Raw genomic sequence first — 24,839 nt, forward strand, 5'->3', positions numbered from 1 at the left:
TTCTTATGAACTCTGATCAGGGAATCCGCCGCAGCTTTGACGTATTCTTAACTCCGTTTCAAAGGACACGGATACGGGGGATGTCACCTTATGTTCAATGTGATCCAGAAGAATATCCACACAAGCTCCTGCCATCTCTTCTACCGGCAGATGAACGGTAGACAGCGAAGGAATGGTAAACCTCGCTTGGTCATAATTATCGTGGCCCATCATTTCGATATCCTGCGGGACTTTCACCCCCGCTTCGTGGAAGGCCACCAATGCCCCAGTAGCCATTTGATCGCTTATAAAGAATAACGCTGACGGCCATTCGCCTTCCCGCAGCAAATCGTTAGCGACAAGATATCCGCCTTCTTCTGTAAAGCTTTCAAATAAAATATGCTTGGGGGACAGCTCCAATCCATGTATGCGCGCCCCTTCCAGAAACCCCTCTTTACGAAGATGAATCGCCTGAGAAGATATATTCGGTATCACGATCCCTACTTTTTGATGCCCTCTTTTTGCAAATAGCTTCGCTATGTTCATGCCTGTCTCATAGCCATTAGCCGTGACATAACTATATTTATTCGAATTCCTTAGGTAAAGCACAATCGGAACGTTTAAATCCGTGTTTTCCAGATAGTTCTGGTCCCTTTCGGAAGCGTTTGCAATGATAGCCCCGTTAAATCGCGTGCCTGTCAGCAAACTTTCAATTTGATCAATCTTGGAGATCTCGTAAGGCTGTACAAGCATCTCAAATGGACGAGCTTGGTTAAATAGATGAGGCTGAATCCCTCTGAGAAATCGGCTCACAAGGGAAGCTCGCGTATCCAATGTCCATAGAACCGCAATCACAGGGACCGCCTTTTCACTTCCGCTGCGAAGGCGCCTTGCTGATATATTCGGTTGATACCCCAATCTCTGAGCAGTTTCGAGTACTCTCTTCTGCGTGGCTTGGGATATTCTCATCTGATCCCCCTTGCCGTTCAGAACAATAGAAGCCGTCCCTACCGACACCTCAGCCATTTTCGCAATCTCTTTAATACTTGCCATAGCTTCTCTCCATCTCTCTTAGCTGAAACGTTATAGCCAAGTGCTAAATGAATTTGCTAAAACGTTTAACCTAATAATATGCTGATATAACGCAATTGTCAATTAATTTTTAATATATTCCAACGTAATAAAATTTGGTGGAGCTAAAATGGATCGAATCTATGACCTCCTGCTTACAAGGCAGGCGCTCTCCGCTGTTCGTGAATACCGCCAAATTCCGATAGGGGTCAGACCCCTACCTGAGGGGGTATCACCCCCGAGGTGGTTATAGTCTTTTCCATCCTCCCACTCGTCAATGAATAAAGCTATATTTTTCATTTCTATACTCAATAATTGTTTAGAAAAGTCCTTACCAAAGTTTTTCTCAAATTCTGATGCATCCTCTTTGGAATAACTTCCCAAGCTAAAGTGCTTTGGCATAATAACTCGTTGACATCTTCGAATAGGCTTCCATAGGAAGCCTTCTTTGAACTTTGTTATGAATCTTCATGCGGATGTAATAGCAACAGAGGGTTCGCCATCTAATGGAGGAAGATACATTCGGGTCGCACCTCGGCAGTTTCAGCCAGTACCTGGGCCTGTACTGTCAAACTGTAAAAAAAGATGTCGGAAATGAATGGGTAATATGCTTTTTATTTAGTCACTCATGAACAAGTCGGCATAGATTGCAATATCCGAATGATAAAGGAGAGTGAACAATGCCGACATTCAAAGAGGCTGTAAGGCAGAAAAACAAGATTACGAATACCTTGCTTAAACGTCGTGATGTCCATGCGGTAGGAGTGGGGTATGCCGATCCATTGAAGCCGGAATTAGGAGCGGCGATCTATGTTTATACGGACAAAAATTTTCCAACCGTAAGAAAGCAAAACATTAGATCAACTGTGTTGAAATCTGGTGGAACCGCTCCTATCCGTTTTATCGGGTCGGGGAAATTCTATGCGGAAGGGGCTCACCCCCTAAAAAAAGGTGGAAAAATAACCCAGACACCAATAAATCGCTGGCGTCCTGTTCCTGGGGGGGTCAGTATTGGTACTCTTCCACCAAGTACGGGAACTGCCGGTCTCATTGTAGTTAGAAACGGCCAGCCGTTTATTCTTAGTAACAACCATGTGCTAATTAATAATAACTCTCCGGCCTTTGCGGAGACTCTTCAACCTGGACCCGCTGACGGAGGGAGAACTATTGTTGATAGGGTGGCCCGAGCTTTTCAGTTTGTTCCGCTTATTCCCAATGCGAACAATTTCCAAGATTCCTGTATTGCCCTCCCTACGTCCAACGCTCTTTTGAATCCACGTTACTTGGCCAATAACATTGGTTTTCTAACCACGGTGCCTGGCCATCTGCTAAGCTATCCTGTCGGTACAAATGTATTTAAAACAGGTCGTACTACAGGTCCAGTAACTGGGACAGTGATTGACGTGAATTGGACCGGTGATATAAGGTATACGTTCGGTTTATTCCGTTTTGTCAATCAGACGGTGATCCGCGGATCGCGTCCGATCTCGCTCCCAGGAGACTCAGGGTCTGTATGGCTTCAAGCGCCTGGAAGATTTGCTGTAGCCTTAAATTTTGCCACTTCGGAAGGCGGAAACCTGTCTATCGCGAATCCAATTGCCCGAGTGATGTCAACTTATAACTTACGAGTCGCGATCCCTGCCTCAACAGGAAAAGGTTTCAAAGTAGGTTCTGTAAAAGGGGCTGCACCAAGAGGAGATTATCGTTATGTCCAACCAATGACAGCAGCCGAGCGTAAGCGGCAGCGGGTTGTCAATGTGAGAAAGTCGAAATAAGGACTAATTGCGCCGAAGCTAGGCAGATAGTCGAATAAGCTCCCTTCAGAGGAGACTTTTTTTGTGCGTCCAAAATATGCCCACCTCGGGGTAGGGAACTGACCGTGCGTCCGAGAAATGCCGTTTCATATAGTGAGTGTGGGTGCGAATCCACCCAAAAAGTTTGAGCCAACTACAGGTAGTTAGCCTTGGATCCTAATCGTAACGGCTAGGTTAAACGTAGGTAAACAAGGTAGAGGCCCGAAAGCCAGGGAGATGAATAGAGATGGAGCAGGCATAAGAGAAGCAAAGAAATGAAAAATTTTTACAATCATTACCAACTGCCTCTTTAAGCATAACTGCCCAATCGTACAATAGGCTACCATCGAAATGGCAGCCATTAATCATTCGGTGTTATTTAGGTATAGATTCCCGTTAACTTAATAAGAAATCTCCGCACATGACCAGTCTCTTGCATGTTTCAAAGTAATATCGATAAAAGTTGATAAAGCAGGGGAAATCCACTTGTTTTTATGATAAGTAACTTGGGATAAAATCTGTTTAAAACCACCTCTGCAGGGAATAATCTTTAACCTTCCCTCCTTGATTTCATTTTTTACAGTTATTAAAGGTAAACAAGCAATACCAAGCCCACTCATTACACAACGTTTCATCGCTTCAATACTCCAAAGTTCCATTGTATATGAAGGTACGATTCCACGGTCTCGAAGGTACTCTTCAAACATGATTCGATAACTGCATTCTTTTTTTCTTTAAAATAAAAAATATAAAAAAAGGAGGGAGTCAACCTATTTCCCTAAGTTCACTTCATTTTTTATTTCTAGCAATTTTTTATAATACTTTTATTTCAGTTTTCTAAGTTTTGCTTCCGGTTTACCAACAGGATTTCCATTTTTTAGCTTCAACGGCATGCGGATCTTACCCCATTTAGGTTTTACTTCTTTTAGTTTTGTAGGTACTGCCACGAGGATATTACCCGATTTAGGTTTTGCTTGGCTACGTATCGCTGTAAGATCGATATACTGGTTAAAGTCGAACGTGCCTACATCGACCCTTCCAAACCCTACATTAGTACAGGTACTGCATCCTGTGTTCCAGCACCAACGGAAGGGATCATCAGGGACCTGGGTAAAATAATTCCCCCCCCAGGTCACTCCTTTCACGGACTCGGCGTAGAAAAAGAACGTGCGACCCCCGGCCCATCCGCTCCAAACCTGCCTCGACCGCCCAGGGCCCACAGGGAACCAGCCAGTCTTAATATAGGTGACACCACCTTTACTTCTGCAGTTGCTCTCATAGTAGGCGTAGGCGACATCCACGGTTGAATTGGTTCTGTTTCGAAAAATGAGCCCCATCGTCGTCACTCCTTTTTTAAAATATCAAACTTACTCTATTATGGTATGAAAATTTTGAAAAAGGGGAATAGACGAAAGTCAAAAAATATTATTCCATTTAAATCTCCCAATTTATCGAACTATCCCCAATAGCTGAACAACGGGAAAAGGAGCCACGACATTGGCTCCTTAACTATTAATCTTTATTAATTGAAGTATTATCCCTACTTGCAATTAGAAAATTCTAGTATTCATTGGCGCATGCTTGCTTTTAACAGGAGTTAAATTTGAGAAGAATCCCAACATTGGAAATTACATGTAAAATTTACAAAAAACATAAAAATGAATGAGGACCATTGAAAACGTGGTCTTATTGTATTGTCTTTAATGAGGTGTTATTGAGCATTACTGCCCTTTAGCTGAATAAAAAACCGAACGCAGCCCAACTTATCGAACAATCGAATCCCGTTTAGTTATATAAAAAGAGTGTTTTAAACAAACTCTATTTATATTTCTACCTTTTCTATGTTACTTAACGGGATACGAAAAAGATGCCATTGTCATAAGTAAAAACATGTAGCAAAAAGAGGCTTATCTCATGTTAAGCTTATTTTCTTCATAAGCAATCCAATGACCTTGAGGAATCATTTGTAATTCCTCACTTGTATCGTATCATGCGATTCTGACCCAATTTAGCTTTTCCTGCTTTTAGTTTTTTACGCGGTATAAGGGTAATTGTGAAGTTAGTCGCGTTGCTTGTTCGCGTTCTCCTAAATCCTACAGACTTACACCCAGGCGTGCAGGCTAAGTCCCAACACCAATTGAAAGGACTTCTATCCCTAGGGATAGAAGTGCCGTATGGCCCATTCCACAGCCTTCCGAATTTTCCCTCAGCGTAAAAAAAGTAATGACGACCATCGGAATCCCCTGTCAAAATCTGTCTTCTCTCCCCGGGGTTCACATTCCACCAACCAGCCTTTCTCCAAGGGGCTTTACCCTTTGTTCCACAACTGGAATCACGAAAACCAATGGCAACACTGACGACTTCATCAGTACTGTTGCGTACATAGACAGCCATCGTCTTCACTCCTTTATTAAAATATTGATTTTACGTTTTATAATATGAAAATTATTAAGAAAGGAAATAGACAACAACTGTGGAGTCTCAAAATATATTATTACCTATCATGTGAGCATGTGAGGTTGACATAACATCTCGTCAAGTCTTGCTTTGGATACCCTTTTTCTTATTGCGCTATTCTGCCCGTTCGTTCAATAAGAAAAGAGCATCCCTTGTTGAAGGAATGCCCCGTTACTTTAAGTATAATATTTCACAAAGTTAAAATTCCATTTTCCCCTTTACTTAAACAGGAATCCGTTGATAACCATAAGTTTAGTGCCTCGCATCTAAAAGTAATTTTATCTCTTTTATTTGTTCTATGTGTCGTTTTTCATGCAAATATATCTGTTCAATCCATTGGTCAAGTGGTAATTCACCAAAGGCAGGATGCTTTACTGATTTTTCCGCCAATATCGATTTATCCTCTATTGTACTAAGGAAAGTCAGCAATTTTTTTCTCGAATCATTTAACAAATCAATGATTGACTGAACTTCAAATGGTTCTACATCTGGTTCAACGATATTGGGAGCTTTAATCTTTTTCGTTCGATCCAATATAAGATGAATGTTTTTACGTTCTTTTTGAGTATTATCAACCTCTTTTAATCCCCATGCAATAGCCTTTATTGTTGCCTGTTCCACTAAAACTAAGTGATGACAAACTTGTGCTATACTCCACTTATTCATACCAGGCCTACCATTAAATTGAGTATAACTTAATGAAGTAATCTCCTTTACTAAGTTATTTCTCGTTTCATACAGATTGTCATTTACTAAATTACTCATAAAATTCTCCCTTCAACAGAATGTAAATACCTAGGTTCTTATTCTATATATTCTCCACGATGAAAAGTATTTTTTGAGTTTTATTTTACTATCCTGCTTTCGTTCATATTTTCCTTCCTAAACCAACCTGCTTCGTTAGTTGAATAAGAAAAAAGCATTACAGTTGTTCTAGTAATGCACCCTTTAGTTTAATAAATATGTTGTCTTTTTTGAAAGTAATTACCGATAAAATAGCTACAAATTATCCAGATAATAAAAGGAAGTATTGAACCTCCTACTTCAATCCTTGTTGAAGTTTCTTCGTAATAATTAAACATTAACAAATTAATATCAAACAAATATCCAATTAATAAGAATATACTGCCTACAACAATAAATGATGTTAATCCTATAAATACTTTTTTTATTAAAACTGCACCTCCTTTTTGTTGTTATATTTTACCATAAAAATGAACAGGTCAGATATATTCATTAATTCCTTGTTTCACTAACCTCCCTTTAGCTGAACAAAGTTAGTTTTGGTTAGAAAAAAAAAGACCATATTTGAGATACTCTCATAATGGTCACCAATAATAACTATACGATTTCACTTCCGCTTTCCCATAAAAATCTGAATGGCTTGCTGAGAAAATTCCTCTAGTGCGAAGTTTGCCTTATCTACCCGATTGTACCAATGCTTAATTGTATCCAACATCCAAGACGGTATATTCATCCCATCTACCAAAGGATAGATATGATTGTAGGCCCATAGGAGATGCTCCCACCGGTTATCATTGCCTTCCATCATATATTCGGAGACATCAATTACCTTGCCCCTGCCATCCTGTAAAAGGATATTCTTCAAATGAATATCACGTGGATTTAAACCTTGCAAACGGACAAAATCCCGCGCCTCTTCAACATCAAGGATTGCTTGTCTGGGAATGGAAATTCCCTGGATCAGGCAATCATAAAAGGTAACTCCCCGCTCTAGGCTTAGAACAATAAAGTTGTCCCCTTTCCCATAATACTGGGGAAAATATTTGGCGCCCTTCAATCGAAGATATACACTCTCCTCGACTTCCTTCTTGTTTGCCGCTTCGCTAGAGTATACTTTAAAAGCATAACTTGGTGTCCGTTCATAGAGGAAAACGGCTGCATCCGTTCCAATACCAATACAGCGAAACCCCTCCGAATAAGCCGTAATCGATACAAGTTCATTCTTTTTGCTCCCTCTAACCTCGATTTGCTTAAGCGCAGGCTCGGCCAGCCTCCAATCCGGTACCAAAGAATGCATGAACCTCTCTCCTTTTAATAGTTCTTTAACGTCGCTTGTTTACCTTATTGTCGGATCTTTTTCAACTTTCCCCTTTTATCCTTGGATAACTAGTGAAGATCCTCTCTCAACACGCTTGTATAAATAAATAGATATAAATAACCACGTAAGTCCAGACAAATATCCTCCAATAATATCAGTGAAGTAATGGACTCCAAGGTAAATTCGGCTAGTCCCAATGAGAAGTATAAGAATGCCCGAGAATAACCACAGGGGAATTAATAAATCTGATTCATTATACTGTTTTTTACAAAAGTGATAAGCAAGTAAGGCATAAAAAGCTAAAGAATTCATAGCATGTCCACTTGGAAAGCTATATGAATCTTCACTAACCAAATGATATAAAGAAGGTCTTTCTCTTTCGAAAAATTCTTTCAGTAAATCATTTAAAACGTGTACCCCTAAGTAGTTAACCAAAAATATCAAAGCTATGGTGTATTGTCTTTGGTAACACAAGATAATTATCAAAAATCCTAACAATGGAAAGAGAAAGTAACCGGACCCTAGATAAGTTATCAAAAGAAAAAAATAATAAAAATCGTTTGAGTAATTATATAAAGTCCTTCCCACATGATGATCAATGGAAATAAATGGGGTATGATCATAATTTATGGCCAAAACTGAAAATAATATTCCACAAAGCAAGAAACCCAAGAGTAATCGACCGTTTTGTTTTGAAAAAATAAAAATCATGACTTTCCTTCCTTATCTGGTAATCCCAAAAGTAGCTGATCGAGTTTCCTAACTGCTTGAAATGCTGGAATGTTTTCTCTTATATTGAGAGTGTCCATAAGAAGAATGCTGATTTCCGCGATGTGATTTTCGGTGCTTTTTGTGCATGTAATCACTACTGCTGTACTTATGATGTTTATTTGACGATGAACTACCTCCTAACAATTTCTTAATCAACTTAATTATTTTCAACATGAATACTCACTCCTTAACTTTTCTAAATATCTACGGGTAGGTAAATGAAAAGTTTCAAAAATTCACAGTAAACTCCAGTTAGAGAGTTTAATTATTACATCAAGATCAAGAGAATCCCTTGGTTAGGTTTAAATACTTATGGTAATCAGTCATCTTCACTATCTTTTTACTAAGACCTCCTCAGTTTTTTTGAGGAAATACCTTTCCTCGCTAAACCAGCATTACAAAAGAAGGATGGTAACCCATCCTTCTTTTAAAGATAGAAAGGTGTTAATTTGGTCAGGTTTTGTTATTTCGCTATTGATCCCCTTTTGTTCAATATACGTCCTAATTAGTTATTGGAGGGTTCTTCTTCATTAGTTTGAAGTGTAGTCTCCTGAAGGGTATTTTTCTTGTCAATATGGGTGGAGTGGATTATTTCCTTTTTATTTTCTAAAAGATATTGAAATCCGTACAGTAAAAACGCTTTTGAAAAAATGTAAATAAAAAACTGATATTCATTAAACTTAATTAAAGTTGCCACTTTCATTTTTCTGAGGAATTTCGTAACCGGAAAAGAAAAAAACGCGTCTACGATGGCATTGAGTAAGATAAATCGTTTGAAATTTCCGTAGGTCCACTTAAGTATCCACAGAGATCCTACTAGATGAGGGCCAATATTAAAAGGAAATTCCCCCGATATATAGGAATTAGGTTTATTGTAAAACGCCCACCATTTTCTCCTTTTTCCCATTTGAACATGGATTCCTTCTATTATTACGATAAATATGGAGGCTGGAAGAAACCTCATTATGTTACGTTTCCCCAATAAAGGAAGTGTCAGCCATGAAAATAAGACCATTGCAAAATTGATTAACCATTGGTTTTTTAATGACATACAGACCCCCCTTTTTCTTTTAAGGTACTTTTTTCTTAAAAAAATATTCAAGCATATTCATCAAATTATTGTAATATCCGAGCGGATTCGACACATCATAACTACTGTTGAGTTTTTCACTCGACAAAAAACTTTCTATAAGAAGGATGTGTTCTTAATGGCACAACAACAACAACAAATTCAACAGGCTATACAATCTGCACAGCAGGCTCAACAATCTTTATCTGCAGCACAAGCAAGTGCTAACCCACAGCAAATCCAACAAGCACAGCAACAATTACAGCAAGCGCAACAGCAGCTCCAACAAGCTCAAACTCAATTTGGTGCACAAGTAAACGCTCAACAGCAACAGCAACTCCAACAAGCAATCCAGCAAGCCCAGCAGGCAACTCAACAAGCTCAACAAGCTGCCCAACAAGCGCAAGCTACTGCACAAGCTCAACAAAATAATTTTCAATAAACAGATTGTGTAAAATGCCGACTCTTTAGTCGGCATTTTACCATATTCCAAGCTATGTTTTAAAGAGAGCAGGTTTACTATCTCCTTTATTAAACCTTTCTCTCTTTAGTTGAGTAATCGCTCTTTGCAAAGCAGGCATTCGGGGATAGTACGCTTGGCAAAGGCGTGGCCTCCTTCTAGAGCAGGTCTGATATGGTATAACCACCATTAAAACAAGTCGGTCTGAACGACCTGTTTCAAAGGAGGATTAAATTTCGTCCACCTTGCTTTAAATCCGCTATGCACCAGATGCATAACAAGTTGCTCTCATCAACCGGTTTCTAAGGAGGGTCAAATTAGACTCTCCTTTGTTTTAGTAACCAATGTCTCAAGATGAAATAGCGTTTTATCCACATTACTAACAATTCAACTTGTGGATAATGCGTGAATAAATGTTCGTTATGAAATCTTACAATAAATTTGCAAGAAATATGATCCTATGTATTAAACAAAAAGGATGTCAGTCATAAAGACCGACATCCATTAATATGCAACAGGGGAGTTGCAACTTATAGCTGAGATAGGGGGTTTTTGATTTATTACATTTATATTATAAACTGATTTATCATATATGTAACCATTTAAAATATGGAACTACTTCACTCTTTTTAAACAAAAAAGGGACATCAGCCATTAAACTTTGTCCCTAAATTAATGTTAGATTCAAGTGGTAAACCTTAAACGATGGTTCAGTTATGCACTACAAAAGACCTATCCCTATGAAAATAGATTCAAATTAAAAAACTTTTTAAATAGTATGTAAATTCATGTCAGATTCTGTTAATATTATGGAGGCGGAATTTTAAGCTAATAGGAAAAGTGAACAGGACTGAAGAGTAATGTACTATTGTGTCAAATGCATGAAGATTCACAGAGAAGTAAGAGTAGAGGATAAAGTGTTTTCAACTGGCTACACCCTGATTAATAACATAAAAATATCACTTGGATTATGCACTCCCACTGATCCTAAGTTAACTGTTGAATACGCTCATTAATCAATTGGATTTTTTTGTATAGTTCAATTCTTTGTTGCCAAGTTAGACTTGAGTCTGTAACTTGGTTTTTTATTTTCTCTTTAAGTTGGATTAGGGACTTTGTATCATGAGCACTTTCAATACAATGAAAAATGGGTGTCATATTGTCACCTTCCAAAAGTAATTTTCGAACTAATTACATATTAGTAAACTTTCCAATATTTATACATATTATATTAATCAATTTAGAGGGATGTCAAGCGTCATATCCCTCTATATAGGAAATATAATACTTTTTTTCTTTGTCTCTTGCCCACTCGCCTTCCTCAACTCATTAGTCAGACGGTTAAACCCTCTTGACTAGCGTATATCCTTACGCATATGTCATACACAGCCTCCCGATATATAATAAATCCCCCAGGGATCCTACTTCACCCCTACCCCATAAGGGCTTTTCAGACATAGTTTGCTGAGGTGTGCCGGCCGTTGCCGTCTGCATCCCACGGGATCCTGGGAACGGCCGAAAGACCATTTCGCGTAGATTCGCGATAGGGTCCTTCAAATTGAGAGAAGAATGGATGTTATGGATTCAGGACTTCATTTTCCTTCCTCATTATTTAGAACGAAAAAATTTTTTTAATAAAAAAGGAATGACTTCAAAAGCATTATTTATTTTTGGCAAAGACTTAACCCTCCTTTTATTAACATACGGCGATTGTATTTCTAAATTGAATGTTTTATAGTACATATAAAAAAATAAAAACAAAAACCAATCAGCTATATAAGAATGCCAAAACGTCCACCAGCTATGGTGCTTCATATGACCCGTTTGAACGTATATCCATTCGATCACAATTACAATAGTCGTCCAAATTAGCCAATAACCAAACATTTTCCAAAAGGTTTCCTTCTTGGGAAGCCATTGGATAAATAAATAGGTAACGACAACATAAATACCTAGATCATCTAACGTTTCAATTATTCCAGCTTCTTCATTCCCCTTTGTATAGTACATCCATAATTTTGATTTCTCCATCAAAACATCCGACAATGCCCCTGCAAAACCAGCTAAAATACTAACAGGAAACAATTCCCTCCATCGTTTCTTGTCAGCAAAAATAAGCCATACAATCCACGATATCATAAAAGATATTATAAAGAACATTGGTTTAGTCTCCGAATAAGGTCAAGTTTAGACATAGCATATTATTTCCAAATACAACCTATACACAAACGTGTTTGCCTAATTTGGGATAACACTTTTCAAAGTCATGCTTCGTAAAAAATTTAGCTCGGTACCTTTTACGAATAAAGTTGGTTTTGGTTAGAAAATAAAAAGACCATCCGAGCGTCTCCTCGAAATGGTCTTGTCATAACCGTTATTTTTTATTCCTTTTTCTATTCCGCCAGCCCCATACTGTACAAAGATGACAGATCCAATTGATGTCCTGCCAATATCAGACTAAATTCCCATAGAATCGAGACATCGGTCTATACACCACTTGCCTACTCCGCATATAGTATATTATCAAAAACAAGGAGGCACTATCAATGAAAGATTCAGTAATATCCATCGAAGGAACGGATGAGCGCCAATTTTATCCACGCCCACTTCCCCGTCAATATCCTTTTCCTTATTTTTCTCCACTTCCCCCTTCTTTCTACTATCTATACTTCCCCATTTATCCTTATTATTCTTATAGAGCACCATACGGATATTGAGATAAGGAACAAAGCCAAATAAATCACTTGTTAAAAGATAGGGACGCGAAAAAAAACGTCCTTTTTTTCTTGCTCAATCAAATCCAAAGTTAGTTTTGGTTAGAAAATAAAAGAGCACACCTCTTTGTGTACTCTTAAGGAAAAGCCTTCGTCAAGTAATAAAACATTGTGAAAAATGCTGGGTTAAAATCACATCGAATAGGATTTGGTTAGGTTATTTAGAATCACAATTTTAAAAGCCCAACGAATATGAATCGTTGGACTAAAATCGGAAAGAATATTATAACCGCTATTGATTTGGTATTTGCTGTTGTCCCATTTGACGTTGCTGTTGTTGCTGGCCGTTTGATTGTGCAAACTGTTGACCTTGCTGTCCTATCATCATTTGCCCCTGCTGTTGTTGATTTTGTTGTCTTTGTGCAGAATTAATTTGTTGTTCCAACTGGTTTACCTGACTTTTGAATGAAGCTAATTCTTGGGCTGCTTCAATATCCGCTGCTTTTCTAGCAGCCGCTTTGGTTACTCTCTCAGTAATTTCATCCACCTAACTCTACCTCCTTTAAATTTCTCTAGAAAAACGTGAATCCTTATATCTTTTACTGAAGTTGTTGTTGATTTTGCTGGTTCATCTGTTGTTGAGCTTGTAGTTGCTGGTTCATCTGTTGTTGACCTTGTTGTTGCTGGTTCATTTGTTGTAATTGCTGTTGTGACTGGGAAATCATTTGATTCATTTGATTCAGCATTTGAACAGATTGAACCGATTGACTTGCTTGGTTCAACATTTGGGCTGCCTGTTGAACCGTTTGTTGTAATTGCTGGAAAGTTTGCTGCTGCTGTCTTTGTACTTGGTTTGCAAATTCCCTCATTTCTTGCATGATTTGCTGTTGTCCCTGTTGATTTTGCTGCCATTGTTGAGTCCCCATTTGGTTCACTGAATTAAGCTGGCCTAAAGTGTGTTGCATCTGAGTTAATTGGTTTCGTAATGGGGCTAACTCTTCTGCAATTTCCTCTTTTGCTACTGCTTCTGCGACTTTTTCTGCATTCTTGGCCATTTCATATTCCTCCCTTGTTTTCGCTGCTGCAACTTCACGTTCATAAATGTTCCTGCGCCAATACTCTTGTGGAAGTTTAGTTATCACAAACATCCACCTTTCTGTGCCAGTATCGTCAGCACAAGAGTTATTTTGGATTTCACCCACCATTTATATACAACATTTACTCAGGATTATTTTTAAAAAGAAAATAACATTCGTGTCCATCCAATAAACCCTGCAATATTAGGTAAAGATAACAACAATAGCTCGAAAAGGGGGTATGACCTTGTCCTATCGTGATAAAATCGAAGAAGCAGAAAGATTTTTACAGGCGGCACAAAAAGCTATACAACAGGCAAAACAAGAGGCATCAGGTAACATTACTTCTTATGATGACCTGGCTGAAAGCCAAAGTTTAGATCTCCTGGCTGATCATCTTAAGCAGAACGAAGAGATTCCGAAACTTGAAAGATGATAATTAAAATTTCCGTCCCCCCAATTTTTGGGGGACATATTTTTCTATGCTCAGTATATGAATAAATGAATCCCTCGACGTTCATCAAATTAGTTAGACCAGTCGTATTATGAAATGGTTTATATAAGAAAAAAAGCCAACATACTATAACTAAAGTTATTTACGTTGGAGGCTCCTTTAATGTTAAAAACGATTGGTTTGTATTTGTTTGCCATATGTGGTTACGGTATTGATCCTGTTTTTAACATGGCGTTTTGGGGATTGGAGAAATTGGCAGAAATACTACCCAACCATACTTTTTACAATAAGTTTAGATTTTTTTAGCTCTATTCTTACCTATGAGCACTCGTTATGGCATTTTAAAAAAACGTTTATGATCCCCAACCATACCATAGCTGACTTTTTTATTGCATTTACAAACTTCCCGCTGATCGTCTTGCTTTATCTCTCACGATATCCTCACAGATCACGATTTCTTAAACAGTTCGCTTATATTTCTTTCTGGATCTTTACGTGGACCTTAATTGAATATATCTTTTTGTTGACTAAGATGATAACATTTCACAATGGCTGGCATATTGGCTTTTCATTTTTACTTTGGTGCATCATGTTCATTGCTTTACGCCTCCATCATACAAGACCACTTTGGGCATGGTTGATCTGTCTTGGTTATTCTGTTTTCGTGATCAGTTACTTTAAAATTCCTATTAATAATTTGAATTAATAGGAATTTTTTGTTTGAAAGTGTTAATTGGTTTAAAAATAAAAAGCACCCTAACAGGATGCCTCTAGCCTAACTTGATGATATTTAATTTTCTTTCGAATTTTGTATTTTTCACTCTCATCCAAACAGTCATCTAGAATTTGACGATAATACCGAAACCAAAACTCGTGCCATTTACTTTTTAGGTTCACAGTCTTACCTCCATCTACTTTATATAACATTTATACAGAGTAAAGATGACCATTTTATAACCACTCTATTAATGTTTTTTTAAATTTAGTTTTGGAAAGCTCTATTCGTTCGGGTTTATTACTCGAGCTAACCAATTTCTGTATTCCGAAAAGATAATCAGGAGATCATCTCATCTAAACAGGGATTGATTAGGCCTTAATAATTTCTAAGCAGTAGAGAAATACATAAGAGCTGGGTCAATACATCAACATGATCTTTCCTATTTACCACGAATAGTCTAGTTCTCCAAATTCTGAGATTACGGTGTTGTATGTCTAGTATTTTAACAAGATAGGGCCGTTTCGAGAGATGATCGAGAGATTACACCCATGTTTCGAGAAATTTTTCTTCTATTTCGAGAGAAATTGGATTGTAGGCCTTCTGTGTGGAAGGTACTCTATGACACAAGGCTTACATTTTTAAGTCAATCCTCCAATTTTTAAAACATACTAAACCCCAAAGCAGCTCATCCACTCTCACAATGAAAAAACACGAAGAAATCTTGGTCTCCGTTAGAAAAATAAGCCTGATATCACCCATCCGGGATAAAATCAAGCCTTGGTTAGCCACAATTTTGTGGAAGACATGGAGAAGAGACCGATTAGTAGTACTTCACGTGAAGGCTGTCCTTTCCTAACTTTATTAAATTTAAAAATAGGGAGGTGATGGGAGTGACTAGTAACAATCTCGGCTTATTTATACAAAAACAAAGAAAAAACAAAACCTCACAAGGGTGGAAACAAGATGGATAACTTGACCGCCTCGATCGCCGAGATAACGATAGCGATCCATGGATGAAAGGAAACATAGAGTGGCGGAAACCCCAAGCATAATCGACAGGTGACAGGCACTTGTCGAAAGGAAACCGAAAATAGCAAAAGGCCTGATTCTCATCCGAACGTGGATGGGATCAGGCCTTGATTTATGAAAGTATTTGCTTTTTCACTTTACACTTTAGCAAAGTGAGGGACTGACCCCTTTGCTGAGCTAAAGTGTAGCTTTAGCGTCTTCGATCAAAAGCAGAGAGTTGGAATTTGGGTATTCGCCTAAAACGAACTGGGCTCCTGTGGAATAGGAATAACCAAGAGATGAAATAAGGAGGCATTCCATGCAAATCCATGTGGTCCAACACGGAGAAACGCTTTGGCTGCTGTCTCGCCGCTATGGCGTTCCTCATACCCAAATCGCAGCGGCAAACGAGCTTCCGGATCCTAATCGCTTGGCTGTCGGCCAGGCGTTGGTTATCCCGATGCCTGACCGCTTTCATGTTGTGCAGCCCGGAGAAAGCTTATGGGTGATCGCCCGCAAGTACGGGACCACCGTCCAGGCTATTGTTCAGGCGAACGGGATTCCCAACCCTTCGCTCATTTTCCCTGGTCTGCGCTTGACCCTCCCACCAAAAGCTAAACCACCGGTCGAAGTGAATGCCTATGTGGAAAAAATGTTTGGTACCGGGCAGCAGCTTGTCAGGGAAGTTGGCAAGCATCTGACCTACTTGAGCCCATTCAGTTATCAAGTGCGGCGTGACGGAAGCATACAGGATTTAAAAGATACAGAGGTCCTACAGACAGCAAGGGCAGAACGGGTGGCACCCTTAATGACCATCACAAACTTTGAGGAAGGCATGTTCCGTTCAGAATTAGCCCATGCCATTCTGGCCAGCACCGAGATTCAGGACCGATTGACCGATAACATCTTAAATACGATGCGGAATAAAGGGTATATCGGGCTAAATATCGATTTCGAGTATGTTTTTGAGGATGACCGTGAACTTTACAATCAGTTCATTCGCCGCGCGGCTTCGAGATTGCAATCGGAGGGCTTCCTCATCTCCAGCGCCTTGGCGCCGAAGCTCTATGCCGGTCAAAAAGGCCGTCTGTACGAAGCCCATGATTATCCGGTCCATGGAGAAGTACTTGATTTTGTTGTCCTTATGACGTATGAATGGGGATGGTCAGGTGGTCCACCGATGGCCGTTGCACCGATTAATCAGGTACGAAAGGTATTAGACTATGCTGTCTCCGTGATCCCCAGCAGGAAAATCATGATGGGCATGCCGCTATATGGCTATGACTGGACTCTTCCTTATGTCCAGGGGGGCCCGTGGGCACTGAACATTAGCCCGCAGGAAGCTGTAAGCCGGGCCATTCGATACAACGCTGCCATACAGTATGACCAAGCCGCCCAGTCTCCATTCTTCCATTACTACGACGAACAAGGACGAGAGCATGAGGTATGGTTTGAGGATGCGCGTAGCGTACAGGCCAAATTCGATACCGTGAAACAGTATAATCTGCGCGGCGTTAGCTATTGGGTACTCGGAAATCCATTTCCACAAAATTGGCTGGTCCTGGAAGATAACTTTGAGGTTGTCAAATTCGACAGGTGACACCTGTCGAATTATTTCTTCTTTAACCTCCGTTTCGAGCCAAATCTGAACATTTTTGTTTCCTGGTACTTGCTCACAAAGGTGGGAAACAAGATGGATAACTTGACCGACTCGATCGCCGAGATGACCAAAGCGATCCATGGATGGAAGGAAACATAGAGTGGCGGAAACCCGATAAGCAGAAAAAGGCCTGATCTTCATCTGATATGGATGGGATCAGGCCTTTCACTTCACCATCGAAAAAAATCCCGAGCTGTGACACGCACGGATAAATCAACCCTCAAATGGAAAAATAAGTAAAAACCTCTTCCATACGAAATCCATTAAAAGGAGTCTTTATGGTCTGGTTCCCATTATTAACCCTACTGATCAATATCATGATCATTTGGTTCATGCCCAAAAGAATGATACCGCTTGAAATATACATTACGTGGCCCCTTCTTTCTGCATTATCCATCACGGTGGACTCACTCATTGGACATACGGGTGAAATTACCCTCCTGCACTTCGAGGAGCCCGGAATGCAAATGACTGATGTAATCATCGAGATCATGCTTGCGCCATCATTTGGAATTATCTTTGCCAACTTTATGCCTAAAAATCGGAATCAATTTATAAAGTATTTTATATATTGGGTAGCATTTTCTACTTTCTACGAATGGTTCGCTGTAAAAATTGATTTTCTAGTATATAACGGTTGGAAACTTTGGTATTCTACAATAATTTATATACTTACATTCCTCTTTATTCGGTGGCATTTACATTTTATCTCAGGTGTCCGGAACCTTCCGAAAAGGCTGACGTAATTACCGGGTGCCTTTTTTTGCCTCATTTTTTTATTTTGAAATAAAGATTTATTGAAGTTTCTGCCATACATGGAGGTCTTTTTAAACATCTTAATGCTCCCAGTTACAACCATATGAGAAATAGCCGTTCTTTTGATATCAAAGGTAATGTTTTTTGGCAGCGCCTGCTAGATTGATGGATCTCCCGGCTCGCTGAAAAAGGTCCACCCCTTCAGCATAGTTTTTATTTAGTCCTTTAACTAACTCCTATATTCCGCTACTCTTCTTCTCAGCTCGACAAATCCTACACCGCCTCCCCTTAGAGGAAAAACCGCCCTCCTTCGGCCATGAGCGCAGATGGTCCATTCAATTTATATAATGCAGTAAGTGTTGCAGGGCATCCGAAAGCAAAAGGAAAAGAGGTTATGGTTGTATTGAACGACCGTATCTCATCAGCTCGTTATGTTTCTAAGACAAATACAACGTCAGTAGATACATTTAAATCAGCAGAACAAGGATATATGGGGCAAATTACAGGAAACCGAATTCAATGCCATTATGAACCTTTAAAGACACATACTACCCAATCCGTGTTTGACATATCTAAGATTGAATCGTTGCCGCAAGTAGATATCATTTATGAATATCCGGGCGTTGGAGGTTACTTCTATGATGCGGCTATAAACGCAGGCGCTAAAGGTATCATTGTTGCAGGGAAAATTTCTACAGGGGTCAGACCCCATTGGTCTCTATCACCCTCTCAATCTCTGATTTCTCTAGTATTTAGCATAATCTTAATAGAAATTTAACTAAAATTTCACTATTCCCACCCCAGCAATTCCATAACGTTGTTTTCTACGAAATGTAGGCCCTTTGATTACTCATAGGACCTTCCGAGGGTTAGTCTATTTAAGGTTGCCTCATGGTAGAGCTGAATGAGTCTCTCTCCTTCTTTTTCTTTTTCTATAGCCGTCCATCCTTGTTTTTCTGCTAGAAATTGTATCGTTTGATCAAGCAGCTGCAGAAATCGATTCGGTTGAGAGAAAAGAAACCCTGTTCTGCGAATGAAAAGATCATCCGCCCTGCAGATCATTTCCTGTTCCCAGCTGTATTGCAAAACCGCCTCATAGGCTTCCACTTCACTGATCTTCCGTTGGGGATTTAGACGAATGCCCAGTTCTTCAATAATATTTTCTGCAGACATACCGTAGGCAGCAATCCATTCCTCTGCCTGGTGAGCAGGAAGCCCTGCTTTCGCAACTCGATCCAGCCATTCTTTTTTCCACTCGGCATATCCCTCACCTCCGTCAGCCCCTCCGCCCATGATTGGCGACAGCTCGGTGATGCAAGGACCGTATGATAGATTTTCCTCAACATGAAGCTGCCTGCATATAAGGTCGACCACCTTTTGAGCCATTTTACGAAATTCGGCCAACCTTCCACCTGCTATTGTAATTAAGCCTGATGACGCGATAAGTATTTGATCTTTTCGTGACTGAGTGAAAGGACGTACCCCCGCCCAGCTGGATATAATGTCCGACGATTGAAGCTTCACCCGAGGGAAAACCTTCTGTATCGCTTGGAGAAGATACCGGGAATCCTCTCTTGAAACCGTAGGGTGATCCGTATAGTCACTGTATAGGGTATCCGTTGCTCCGATATAAACAATGGTGTCACGCGGTATAGCGAATATCATTCTACCGTCTTGTGTATCAAAATAAAGCGGTTGTTTAATCGGAATTTTTTCAAGCTTGACTGCGATGTGAACATCTTTTATGAGCCACTGTTTTTTTCCTCTCCTTGATTTGTTGATCTCCCAAAGCTGATCTGCCCAAGGCCCTGCAGCATTCACGATTTTCTTTGCTTTAACCAATCTTTTGATTCCAGCTAGATCTTTTACGATGACACCATTTACACAGTTTTCTTCATAATGAAAACTCAACGCTTGGGTGTAATTCAAACAAACTGCACCTGCAGTATACGCTGAACGAATAACATCTAATGTTAATCTCGCATCGTTTGTTATATATTCCACATAATATCCACTTCCAAGAAGATTTTTGGCTTGAAACATGGGTTCGAGATGCTGAGTTTCTTCACATGACAGCATCTGCCGCCTTTCTTCTTTTTTAACGCCTGCTAATCGATCATATATCCACAAACCGAGGGAGGTGGAGAATTCTCCAAGGGAACCGCCGCGATAAAGGGGCAACATCATATGAATGGGATGGACTAAATGAGGGGCTAATTTATGCAAAATAGCTCTTTCCTTACCAACATCATGGAGTAGCCGAAGTTGCCCTTGTTTTAAGTAACGCAGTCCGCCATGAATGAGTTTGGCGGATCCGCCGCTTGTTCCCCAGCCAAAATCCTTTTTTTCCACCAAACCCACTTTCAGTCCGCGAAGCGCTGCATCCCATGCGATTCCGGCTCCTATTATTCCGCCACCGATAACAAGGAGATCCCATTCCTCTTGATGCAGTCTTTTTAGGTCCTTCTCCCGATTCTTCAGTGAAAAAGATAACACTCCATTTTCGCCTCCATTCACAAAGCTTTACTTTCCTTATACGCAAAAAAGAGGCGCCAAATGATACAAAAATTGTTAGGAAATTCGCCAGGGACTAAAGAGACTGCTAATAGCGGATTTTTCCCTCTAAATAAAAGATCTGCCTATCGTCGCAAATATGGGGAATCAATGTATTCGGAACTATTCAAGAGGGAAGCACCGTCCTGCATCAAATCGTATTGAGCAACAAAAAGAGGAGCAGCCACATAGCCACTCCTCGTTGCGCTATCTCGGTCACTAAATATCTCAAGGAACTAAAATTTTATACCCGCTTAATATCCGAAAGGCTAGAGCTCAATTATGGAAGGATTACTGCCCCGTTGACGGGGATTTAGATAGAAAAAGCGGATGACCCCGATTATCTCTTGAAATTCTGTCCTTTTGCTCCAGAAGACCAAATGAAGTAAACCTCCCGGCTTGCAGGCTCAAGGGAGGTCTTATTTTTTTCCAGCAATCTCCTTCCTCGGGATAGCAAACATCCACTCCACTTCCCAAAAAGCCAACTTTAATTCCGGGATATAGTAGGCATTCATCTATACCCTTTTGATGGGCTAGCATAGGAATAAAGGAGTAATAAGTTTGCTAAATCCGAAAATGAGGAGATTTAGGCATGAATAAAAAATTACCATACAAGGCAGTAAATAAATTAAAGAAAAAAGGGATGATGTACAGTAAAGTCAGATTAACTCCCAAAAGGTGATTTCAATAGAATTTTGGCAAACCTGTCAGGTTCTTACTAAAAAAAGATGCTTTCCGGTTGGTGACAGACACTCTACTCTTCTACAAAGCGTTGGTAGTGTTGCCTTTTTTCTCGGGCTTTGCCACGTTAACTTTAGCGTACTGCCAGTTTCAAGGCATCAATAAAGAGTGGTATTCCCACCCTTTATTTTTGTTCTATTTTATGCATTAAATTTAAAATTTTTTGTTTCGCTTCATCCAATGTTTTTGCTTGTTCAATAATCTTTAAAGATTCAGCAAGACCAAGCATTACGCTTGTGTTGACTTTATCAGCCTGAGCGTTCTCTAAAATGGAAAACACCTCCAATTTATTTTTATAAAATATAGTTTGCTGGGTTAATGCAAAAAATATTCACTTTCTTTTTGGATTCCCAAGTGGTTTGAATCGGTGCAAAGCGATGATGTCGAACAAGAGTGGTAATTTTGCTTATTCGATTCCTATCCTCCTCCATCAACAAATAATTTATGATCGGAAGGACGTATACCAATACTAAAAATCCCCACCGTCTATGTGAGCAGGATATCTTTATGCAAAAAAATAAGCCTGCCAAGGCAAGCTCTAGAGTGGTGTATGCCAGGAGGAGATGAAAGACCTCTATTTCTTCCAATTAATTTTAATGCTCATGATTTGCACTCCTATAACGCCCTTCTGTCATTACCTTCATTTCTTATACTCTCTTTAGTTCGGAGTGTAATACCCTTTGGGCAGCGATGAGGCTATTGTTTGCATCCTTTGGAAATACGCTGAGCTCAACATCTTTTCCTCTCTCTACTTTAAATTCAACAACATATTGAAAAGCATTGGATACATCGACTACAACAAATCCCGATGATTCCCCTCTTACGTTGATGGTTTCTTTAGCGATCCGATCTTTTTCACCATTTAAGGCATAAACCTTAATCCTAACTCTGGCTCTGTCGTCACCATCATTGTAGACCTTGACAAATATAGTTTGAGCGATTGTAGTTCCAGGAGCCCCTTCGTTTTCAATCGGGCCAGTTGAGTATTTTTTGGACATCAGTTGTTCACTCCCTTGTCTATTAATCTATTAATATAAAATGAAAAGTATAGATATATAGAAACGGCTAATATCCTAGGAGGACACACATTTTTTATCAAGTTTAAAGAGCCTTAGGAAAAATGAAATTTAACTTCGTTTAACTACAGAGTCTTGGTCTGACCCCGGGGAAAATGTTAGCTTTAGTCGTTAGAATAGAAAAGGGCCTGATCTTCATCCAAGCAGGGATGGGATCAGGCCTTGATTATAGCTTAAATTTTAAAGACGCAGGTCAGACACACATATCCTACATCATATGGGAGTGGTCGAGGTCGGGGACAACAATGGTTATTGTCTGAAACGTAGAGAAACTCGTTTCGATGCCATATCAGCCAAAAAAGTTAACTCAATGAATGAAGGGCATTCTTTCTGTCCTTTCTTCCATTTCGACGATCTGTACCCAAATAACACTAGGACATAAAACACAGACACTCTATACTAAAACACCAGGTGTAAGCTCTTGTTTGATGACGTCGGCGATGCCATTTACATATTGCTTGAGGTCATCTTCGTTGGGGCCTTCGCTCATGACGCGGATAAGAGATTCGGTTCCCGAGGCACGGACGAGGACTCTCCCACTATCCCCTAGTTTTTCTTCAACAGAGCGGATGGCTGCTTGAATGGTTTCATTGGTATCCCATCCCGTTTTATCTTCCACTCGTACGTTAACTAAGAGTTGGGGATATTTTCGCATCTGAGAGGCGAGTTGGGACAATGACTTCCCTTCCGTCTTGATGACATCCAACAACTGGATTGCGGATAACATGCCATCCCCTGTGGTATTATAGTCTAGCATAATAATATGACCGGATTGCTCGCCACCCAGGTTATATCCTCCGCTCATCATTTCCTCCATGACAAAGCGGTCTCCTACCTTGGTTTGCTTTGCTTCTAGTCCGTTGGTTTGCAAAGCCTTAAAGAAGCCTATATTACTCATGACTGTAGAGACGACGGTATTGTGCTTTAGACGACGATCTTTAGACATGGCGGCAGCCAGGATAAATAGGATCTGATCCCCGTCGACGATATTCCCCTGCTCATCTACGGCTATCAGACGATCCGCATCCCCATCAAAAGCCAGTCCTAAATCTGCCTTCTGCTCAACCACTACCTTCTGTAGGTTTTCGGGATGAGTAGATCCACACCCCTCGTTGATATTTAAACCATCCGGTTGATGAGCAAAAACTATGGTCTCCGCTCCTAAATCACGCAAAAGCTGAGGAGCAAGAGCATAGGCTGCGCCATTTGCACAATCCAATACGACTTTCAAACCATGAAAAGTATTCTTGACCGTTGTCTTCAGATAAGAAAGATATTTCTGTCCACCTTCACGATAATCCGTAACCGTACCAACGGCAGCTGCAACTGGACGAGGAAGCTGATCCTCTTCTGCATCCATTAATGTCTCAATTTCAGCTTCCATTTCATCCGAAAGCTTCAATCCATCCCCACCAAAAAACTTGATTCCGTTATCTTGAAATGGATTATGAGAGGCCGAAATCATCACTCCTGCATCAGCATCTAATGAACGAGTCAAAAAAGCAACACCTGGTGTGGATATAACTTCTACTCGTATGACGTCCACACCGATAGAAAGTAACCCCGCTGTTAAGGATACTTCTAACATATGTCCAGATATACGCGTATCTCGACCAATAATCACCTTCGGACGTTTATCCTGTTTATTCTTAGTAAGAACAAATCCTCCACATCGCCCTAATTTAAATGCTAGTTCTGGAGTTAACCCTTTGTTGGCTACGCCTCTTACTCCATCTGTTCCAAAATATTTGCCCATTTTTTCTCTTCTCCTATCAATCTATTACTGTCAAGCTAGTTAAGCCCCACTTCTCTATACCTCATTTATTTTCACGCTTTAAACTTTAGAAGGGTGAGGGACTGACCACTTTTCTGAGCTAAAGCCCATCATCCACATCGGCCATACTAGCTTGGTGTTGTGTCTATCATAGGCTATACTTTCCATTAATGTTGATTTATTAATCTGCGCAGTTCTTGGTCAGTTACAAAGACATAACCAATGTTTTCCATCAGTTGATTGCAACATTTTAATAATACAGAATCAGTAAGCTTCTCCTTTCCGCAGCCTCGGCAACTAAAACGAAAAAGTATGTTCATTAACATGAACCCTCCCGATCTTCATGTACTATTCTCTTAACGAACCATCTAATAACGCTGAAATTGTTAATAACCTTGCGCAAACATTTTAGACCTCAACTTGATTTGTTGGCTATATGTCAATGATCTCAATTACATCATAAAAAAATGATAAAAATATGATAATTTAAGGACTAAAATTGATTATTTTTTAAACTAATATGATTTCTACCTGTTAGGTTTAAAAAAGCGATTTCACTTTAATCTAATTTTTTCCTTCATAAAAAAAGTTGCCCATGGTAAAATATTTTTTAGACAGGCAACTTAAAGGTTAATAGGCATATAATT

At 39.7% G+C, this 24,839-nt stretch carries 24 protein-coding genes and 1 pseudogene; 10 read left to right on the forward strand and 15 right to left on the reverse strand.

What is annotated here, in order from left to right:
• Window positions 1-3: 3 nt before the first annotated feature.
• The gene (locus tag ABLT31_RS32700; protein ID WP_367759628.1) at window positions 4-1,032 is read right to left on the reverse strand and encodes a LacI family DNA-binding transcriptional regulator; all 1,029 of its coding nucleotides are present in this window, start codon (window positions 1,030-1,032) and stop codon (window positions 4-6) included.
• 159 nt (window positions 1,033-1,191) lie between these two features.
• Complete coding sequence (locus ABLT31_RS32705; RefSeq protein ID WP_367759630.1) at window positions 1,192-1,452, reverse strand: hypothetical protein; 261 nt, start codon at window positions 1,450-1,452, stop codon at window positions 1,192-1,194.
• A 278-nt stretch (window positions 1,453-1,730) separates the two neighbouring features.
• Between ABLT31_RS32705 and ABLT31_RS32710 the strand changes: the two genes are divergently transcribed.
• Window positions 1,731-2,825, forward strand: a complete 1,095-nt coding sequence (locus ABLT31_RS32710; RefSeq protein WP_367759603.1) for a chymotrypsin family serine protease — start codon at window positions 1,731-1,733, stop codon at window positions 2,823-2,825.
• Window positions 2,826-3,244: 419 nt separating this feature from the next.
• Here the strand turns inward: ABLT31_RS32710 and ABLT31_RS32715 are convergent, their stop codons facing one another.
• The 6 genes from ABLT31_RS32715 to ABLT31_RS32740 form a co-directional block, all read right to left on the reverse strand.
• Window positions 3,245-3,550, reverse strand: a complete 306-nt coding sequence (locus ABLT31_RS32715) for a LysR substrate-binding domain-containing protein (protein WP_462976565.1) — start codon at window positions 3,548-3,550, stop codon at window positions 3,245-3,247.
• Between the two features lie 117 nt (window positions 3,551-3,667).
• Window positions 3,668-4,180, reverse strand: coding sequence for a DUF1036 domain-containing protein (locus ABLT31_RS32720; RefSeq protein WP_367759632.1), 513 nt, complete (start codon window positions 4,178-4,180; stop codon window positions 3,668-3,670).
• 637 nt (window positions 4,181-4,817) lie between these two features.
• Window positions 4,818-5,237: a DUF1036 domain-containing protein gene (locus ABLT31_RS32725; protein WP_367759634.1), complete on the reverse strand. Its 420-nt coding sequence runs from the start codon at window positions 5,235-5,237 to the stop codon at window positions 4,818-4,820.
• A 315-nt stretch (window positions 5,238-5,552) separates the two neighbouring features.
• Entirely contained in the window at window positions 5,553-6,065 is a 513-nt protein-coding gene (locus ABLT31_RS32730; protein ID WP_367759636.1) for a DinB family protein, read from the reverse strand.
• A gap of 586 nt (window positions 6,066-6,651) precedes the next feature.
• On the reverse strand, window positions 6,652-7,332 hold the full coding sequence (locus tag ABLT31_RS32735; protein WP_367759664.1) for a serine/threonine protein kinase: 681 nt from the start codon (window positions 7,330-7,332) through the stop codon (window positions 6,652-6,654).
• 84 nt (window positions 7,333-7,416) lie between these two features.
• Complete coding sequence (locus tag ABLT31_RS32740; protein WP_367759640.1) at window positions 7,417-8,073, reverse strand: phosphatase PAP2 family protein; 657 nt, start codon at window positions 8,071-8,073, stop codon at window positions 7,417-7,419.
• 1,001 nt (window positions 8,074-9,074) lie between these two features.
• On the opposite strand from ABLT31_RS32740, the gene ABLT31_RS32745 reads away from it, so the two are divergent.
• Both ABLT31_RS32745 and ABLT31_RS32750 read left to right on the forward strand, forming a co-directional pair.
• Entirely contained in the window at window positions 9,075-9,644 is a 570-nt protein-coding gene (locus ABLT31_RS32745) for a hypothetical protein (protein ID WP_367759641.1), read from the forward strand.
• 878 nt (window positions 9,645-10,522) lie between these two features.
• Window positions 10,523-10,678 (forward strand): DUF3973 domain-containing protein, encoded by a 156-nt coding sequence (locus tag ABLT31_RS32750; protein ID WP_367759643.1) that lies wholly within the window; start codon window positions 10,523-10,525, stop codon window positions 10,676-10,678.
• Between the two features lie 592 nt (window positions 10,679-11,270).
• Here the strand turns inward: ABLT31_RS32750 and ABLT31_RS32755 are convergent.
• Window positions 11,271-11,801, reverse strand: coding sequence for a CBO0543 family protein (locus ABLT31_RS32755; RefSeq protein WP_367759645.1), 531 nt, complete (start codon window positions 11,799-11,801; stop codon window positions 11,271-11,273).
• 407 nt (window positions 11,802-12,208) lie between these two features.
• Between ABLT31_RS32755 and ABLT31_RS32760 the strand changes: the two genes are divergently transcribed.
• Window positions 12,209-12,379 carry a hypothetical protein gene (locus ABLT31_RS32760; protein WP_367759647.1) on the forward strand — a complete coding sequence of 57 codons (171 nt, stop codon included), beginning with the start codon at window positions 12,209-12,211 and terminating at the stop codon, window positions 12,377-12,379.
• 289 nt (window positions 12,380-12,668) lie between these two features.
• On the opposite strand, the gene ABLT31_RS32765 is transcribed toward ABLT31_RS32760, so the two are convergent.
• Both ABLT31_RS32765 and ABLT31_RS32770 read right to left on the reverse strand, forming a co-directional pair.
• Window positions 12,669-12,923 carry a hypothetical protein gene (locus tag ABLT31_RS32765; RefSeq protein ID WP_367759649.1) on the reverse strand — a complete coding sequence of 85 codons (255 nt, stop codon included), beginning with the start codon at window positions 12,921-12,923 and terminating at the stop codon, window positions 12,669-12,671.
• 52 nt (window positions 12,924-12,975) lie between these two features.
• Window positions 12,976-13,518, reverse strand: a complete 543-nt coding sequence (locus ABLT31_RS32770) for a hypothetical protein (RefSeq protein ID WP_367759651.1) — start codon at window positions 13,516-13,518, stop codon at window positions 12,976-12,978.
• Between the two features lie 181 nt (window positions 13,519-13,699).
• Here ABLT31_RS32770 and ABLT31_RS32775 point away from each other — a divergent pair, with 181 nt between their 5' ends.
• The 6 genes and pseudogenes from ABLT31_RS32775 to ABLT31_RS32800 form a co-directional block, all read left to right on the forward strand.
• Window positions 13,700-13,888, forward strand: coding sequence for a hypothetical protein (locus ABLT31_RS32775; protein WP_367759653.1), 189 nt, complete (start codon window positions 13,700-13,702; stop codon window positions 13,886-13,888).
• A 180-nt stretch (window positions 13,889-14,068) separates the two neighbouring features.
• Entirely contained in the window at window positions 14,069-14,212 is a 144-nt protein-coding gene (locus ABLT31_RS32780; RefSeq protein ID WP_367759670.1) for a hypothetical protein, read from the forward strand.
• Entirely contained in the window at window positions 14,193-14,612 is a 420-nt protein-coding gene (locus ABLT31_RS32785; protein ID WP_367759666.1) for a CBO0543 family protein, read from the forward strand. Before ABLT31_RS32780 ends, ABLT31_RS32785 begins: the two co-directional genes overlap by 20 nt.
• Window positions 14,613-15,951: 1,339 nt before the next feature.
• On the forward strand, window positions 15,952-17,232 hold the full coding sequence (locus ABLT31_RS32790) for a LysM peptidoglycan-binding domain-containing protein (protein WP_367759655.1): 1,281 nt from the start codon (window positions 15,952-15,954) through the stop codon (window positions 17,230-17,232).
• A 404-nt stretch (window positions 17,233-17,636) separates the two neighbouring features.
• Entirely contained in the window at window positions 17,637-18,038 is a 402-nt protein-coding gene (locus ABLT31_RS32795) for a CBO0543 family protein (protein ID WP_367759668.1), read from the forward strand.
• A gap of 323 nt (window positions 18,039-18,361) precedes the next feature.
• A pseudogene (locus ABLT31_RS32800) lies at window positions 18,362-18,826 on the forward strand (asparaginase domain-containing protein); the annotation flags it as partial.
• A 68-nt stretch (window positions 18,827-18,894) separates the two neighbouring features.
• Here the strand turns inward: ABLT31_RS32800 and ABLT31_RS32805 are convergent.
• The 4 genes from ABLT31_RS32805 to glmM all read right to left on the reverse strand — a co-directional run bounded on the left by ABLT31_RS32805 (window position 18,895) and on the right by glmM (window position 24,174).
• Entirely contained in the window at window positions 18,895-20,544 is a 1,650-nt protein-coding gene (locus tag ABLT31_RS32805) for a glycerol-3-phosphate dehydrogenase/oxidase (RefSeq protein WP_367759656.1), read from the reverse strand.
• A gap of 922 nt (window positions 20,545-21,466) precedes the next feature.
• A complete protein-coding gene (locus tag ABLT31_RS32810) occupies window positions 21,467-21,622 on the reverse strand; it encodes a hypothetical protein (protein WP_367759658.1) in 156 nt (51 codons plus the stop codon).
• 367 nt (window positions 21,623-21,989) lie between these two features.
• Window positions 21,990-22,340, reverse strand: coding sequence for a hypothetical protein (locus tag ABLT31_RS32815; protein ID WP_367759660.1), 351 nt, complete (start codon window positions 22,338-22,340; stop codon window positions 21,990-21,992).
• A gap of 472 nt (window positions 22,341-22,812) precedes the next feature.
• Window positions 22,813-24,174, reverse strand: coding sequence for a phosphoglucosamine mutase (gene glmM, locus ABLT31_RS32820; protein WP_367759662.1), 1,362 nt, complete (start codon window positions 24,172-24,174; stop codon window positions 22,813-22,815).
• Window positions 24,175-24,839: the final 665 nt, after the last annotated feature.

The organism is Ammoniphilus soli, from assembly GCF_040813775.1.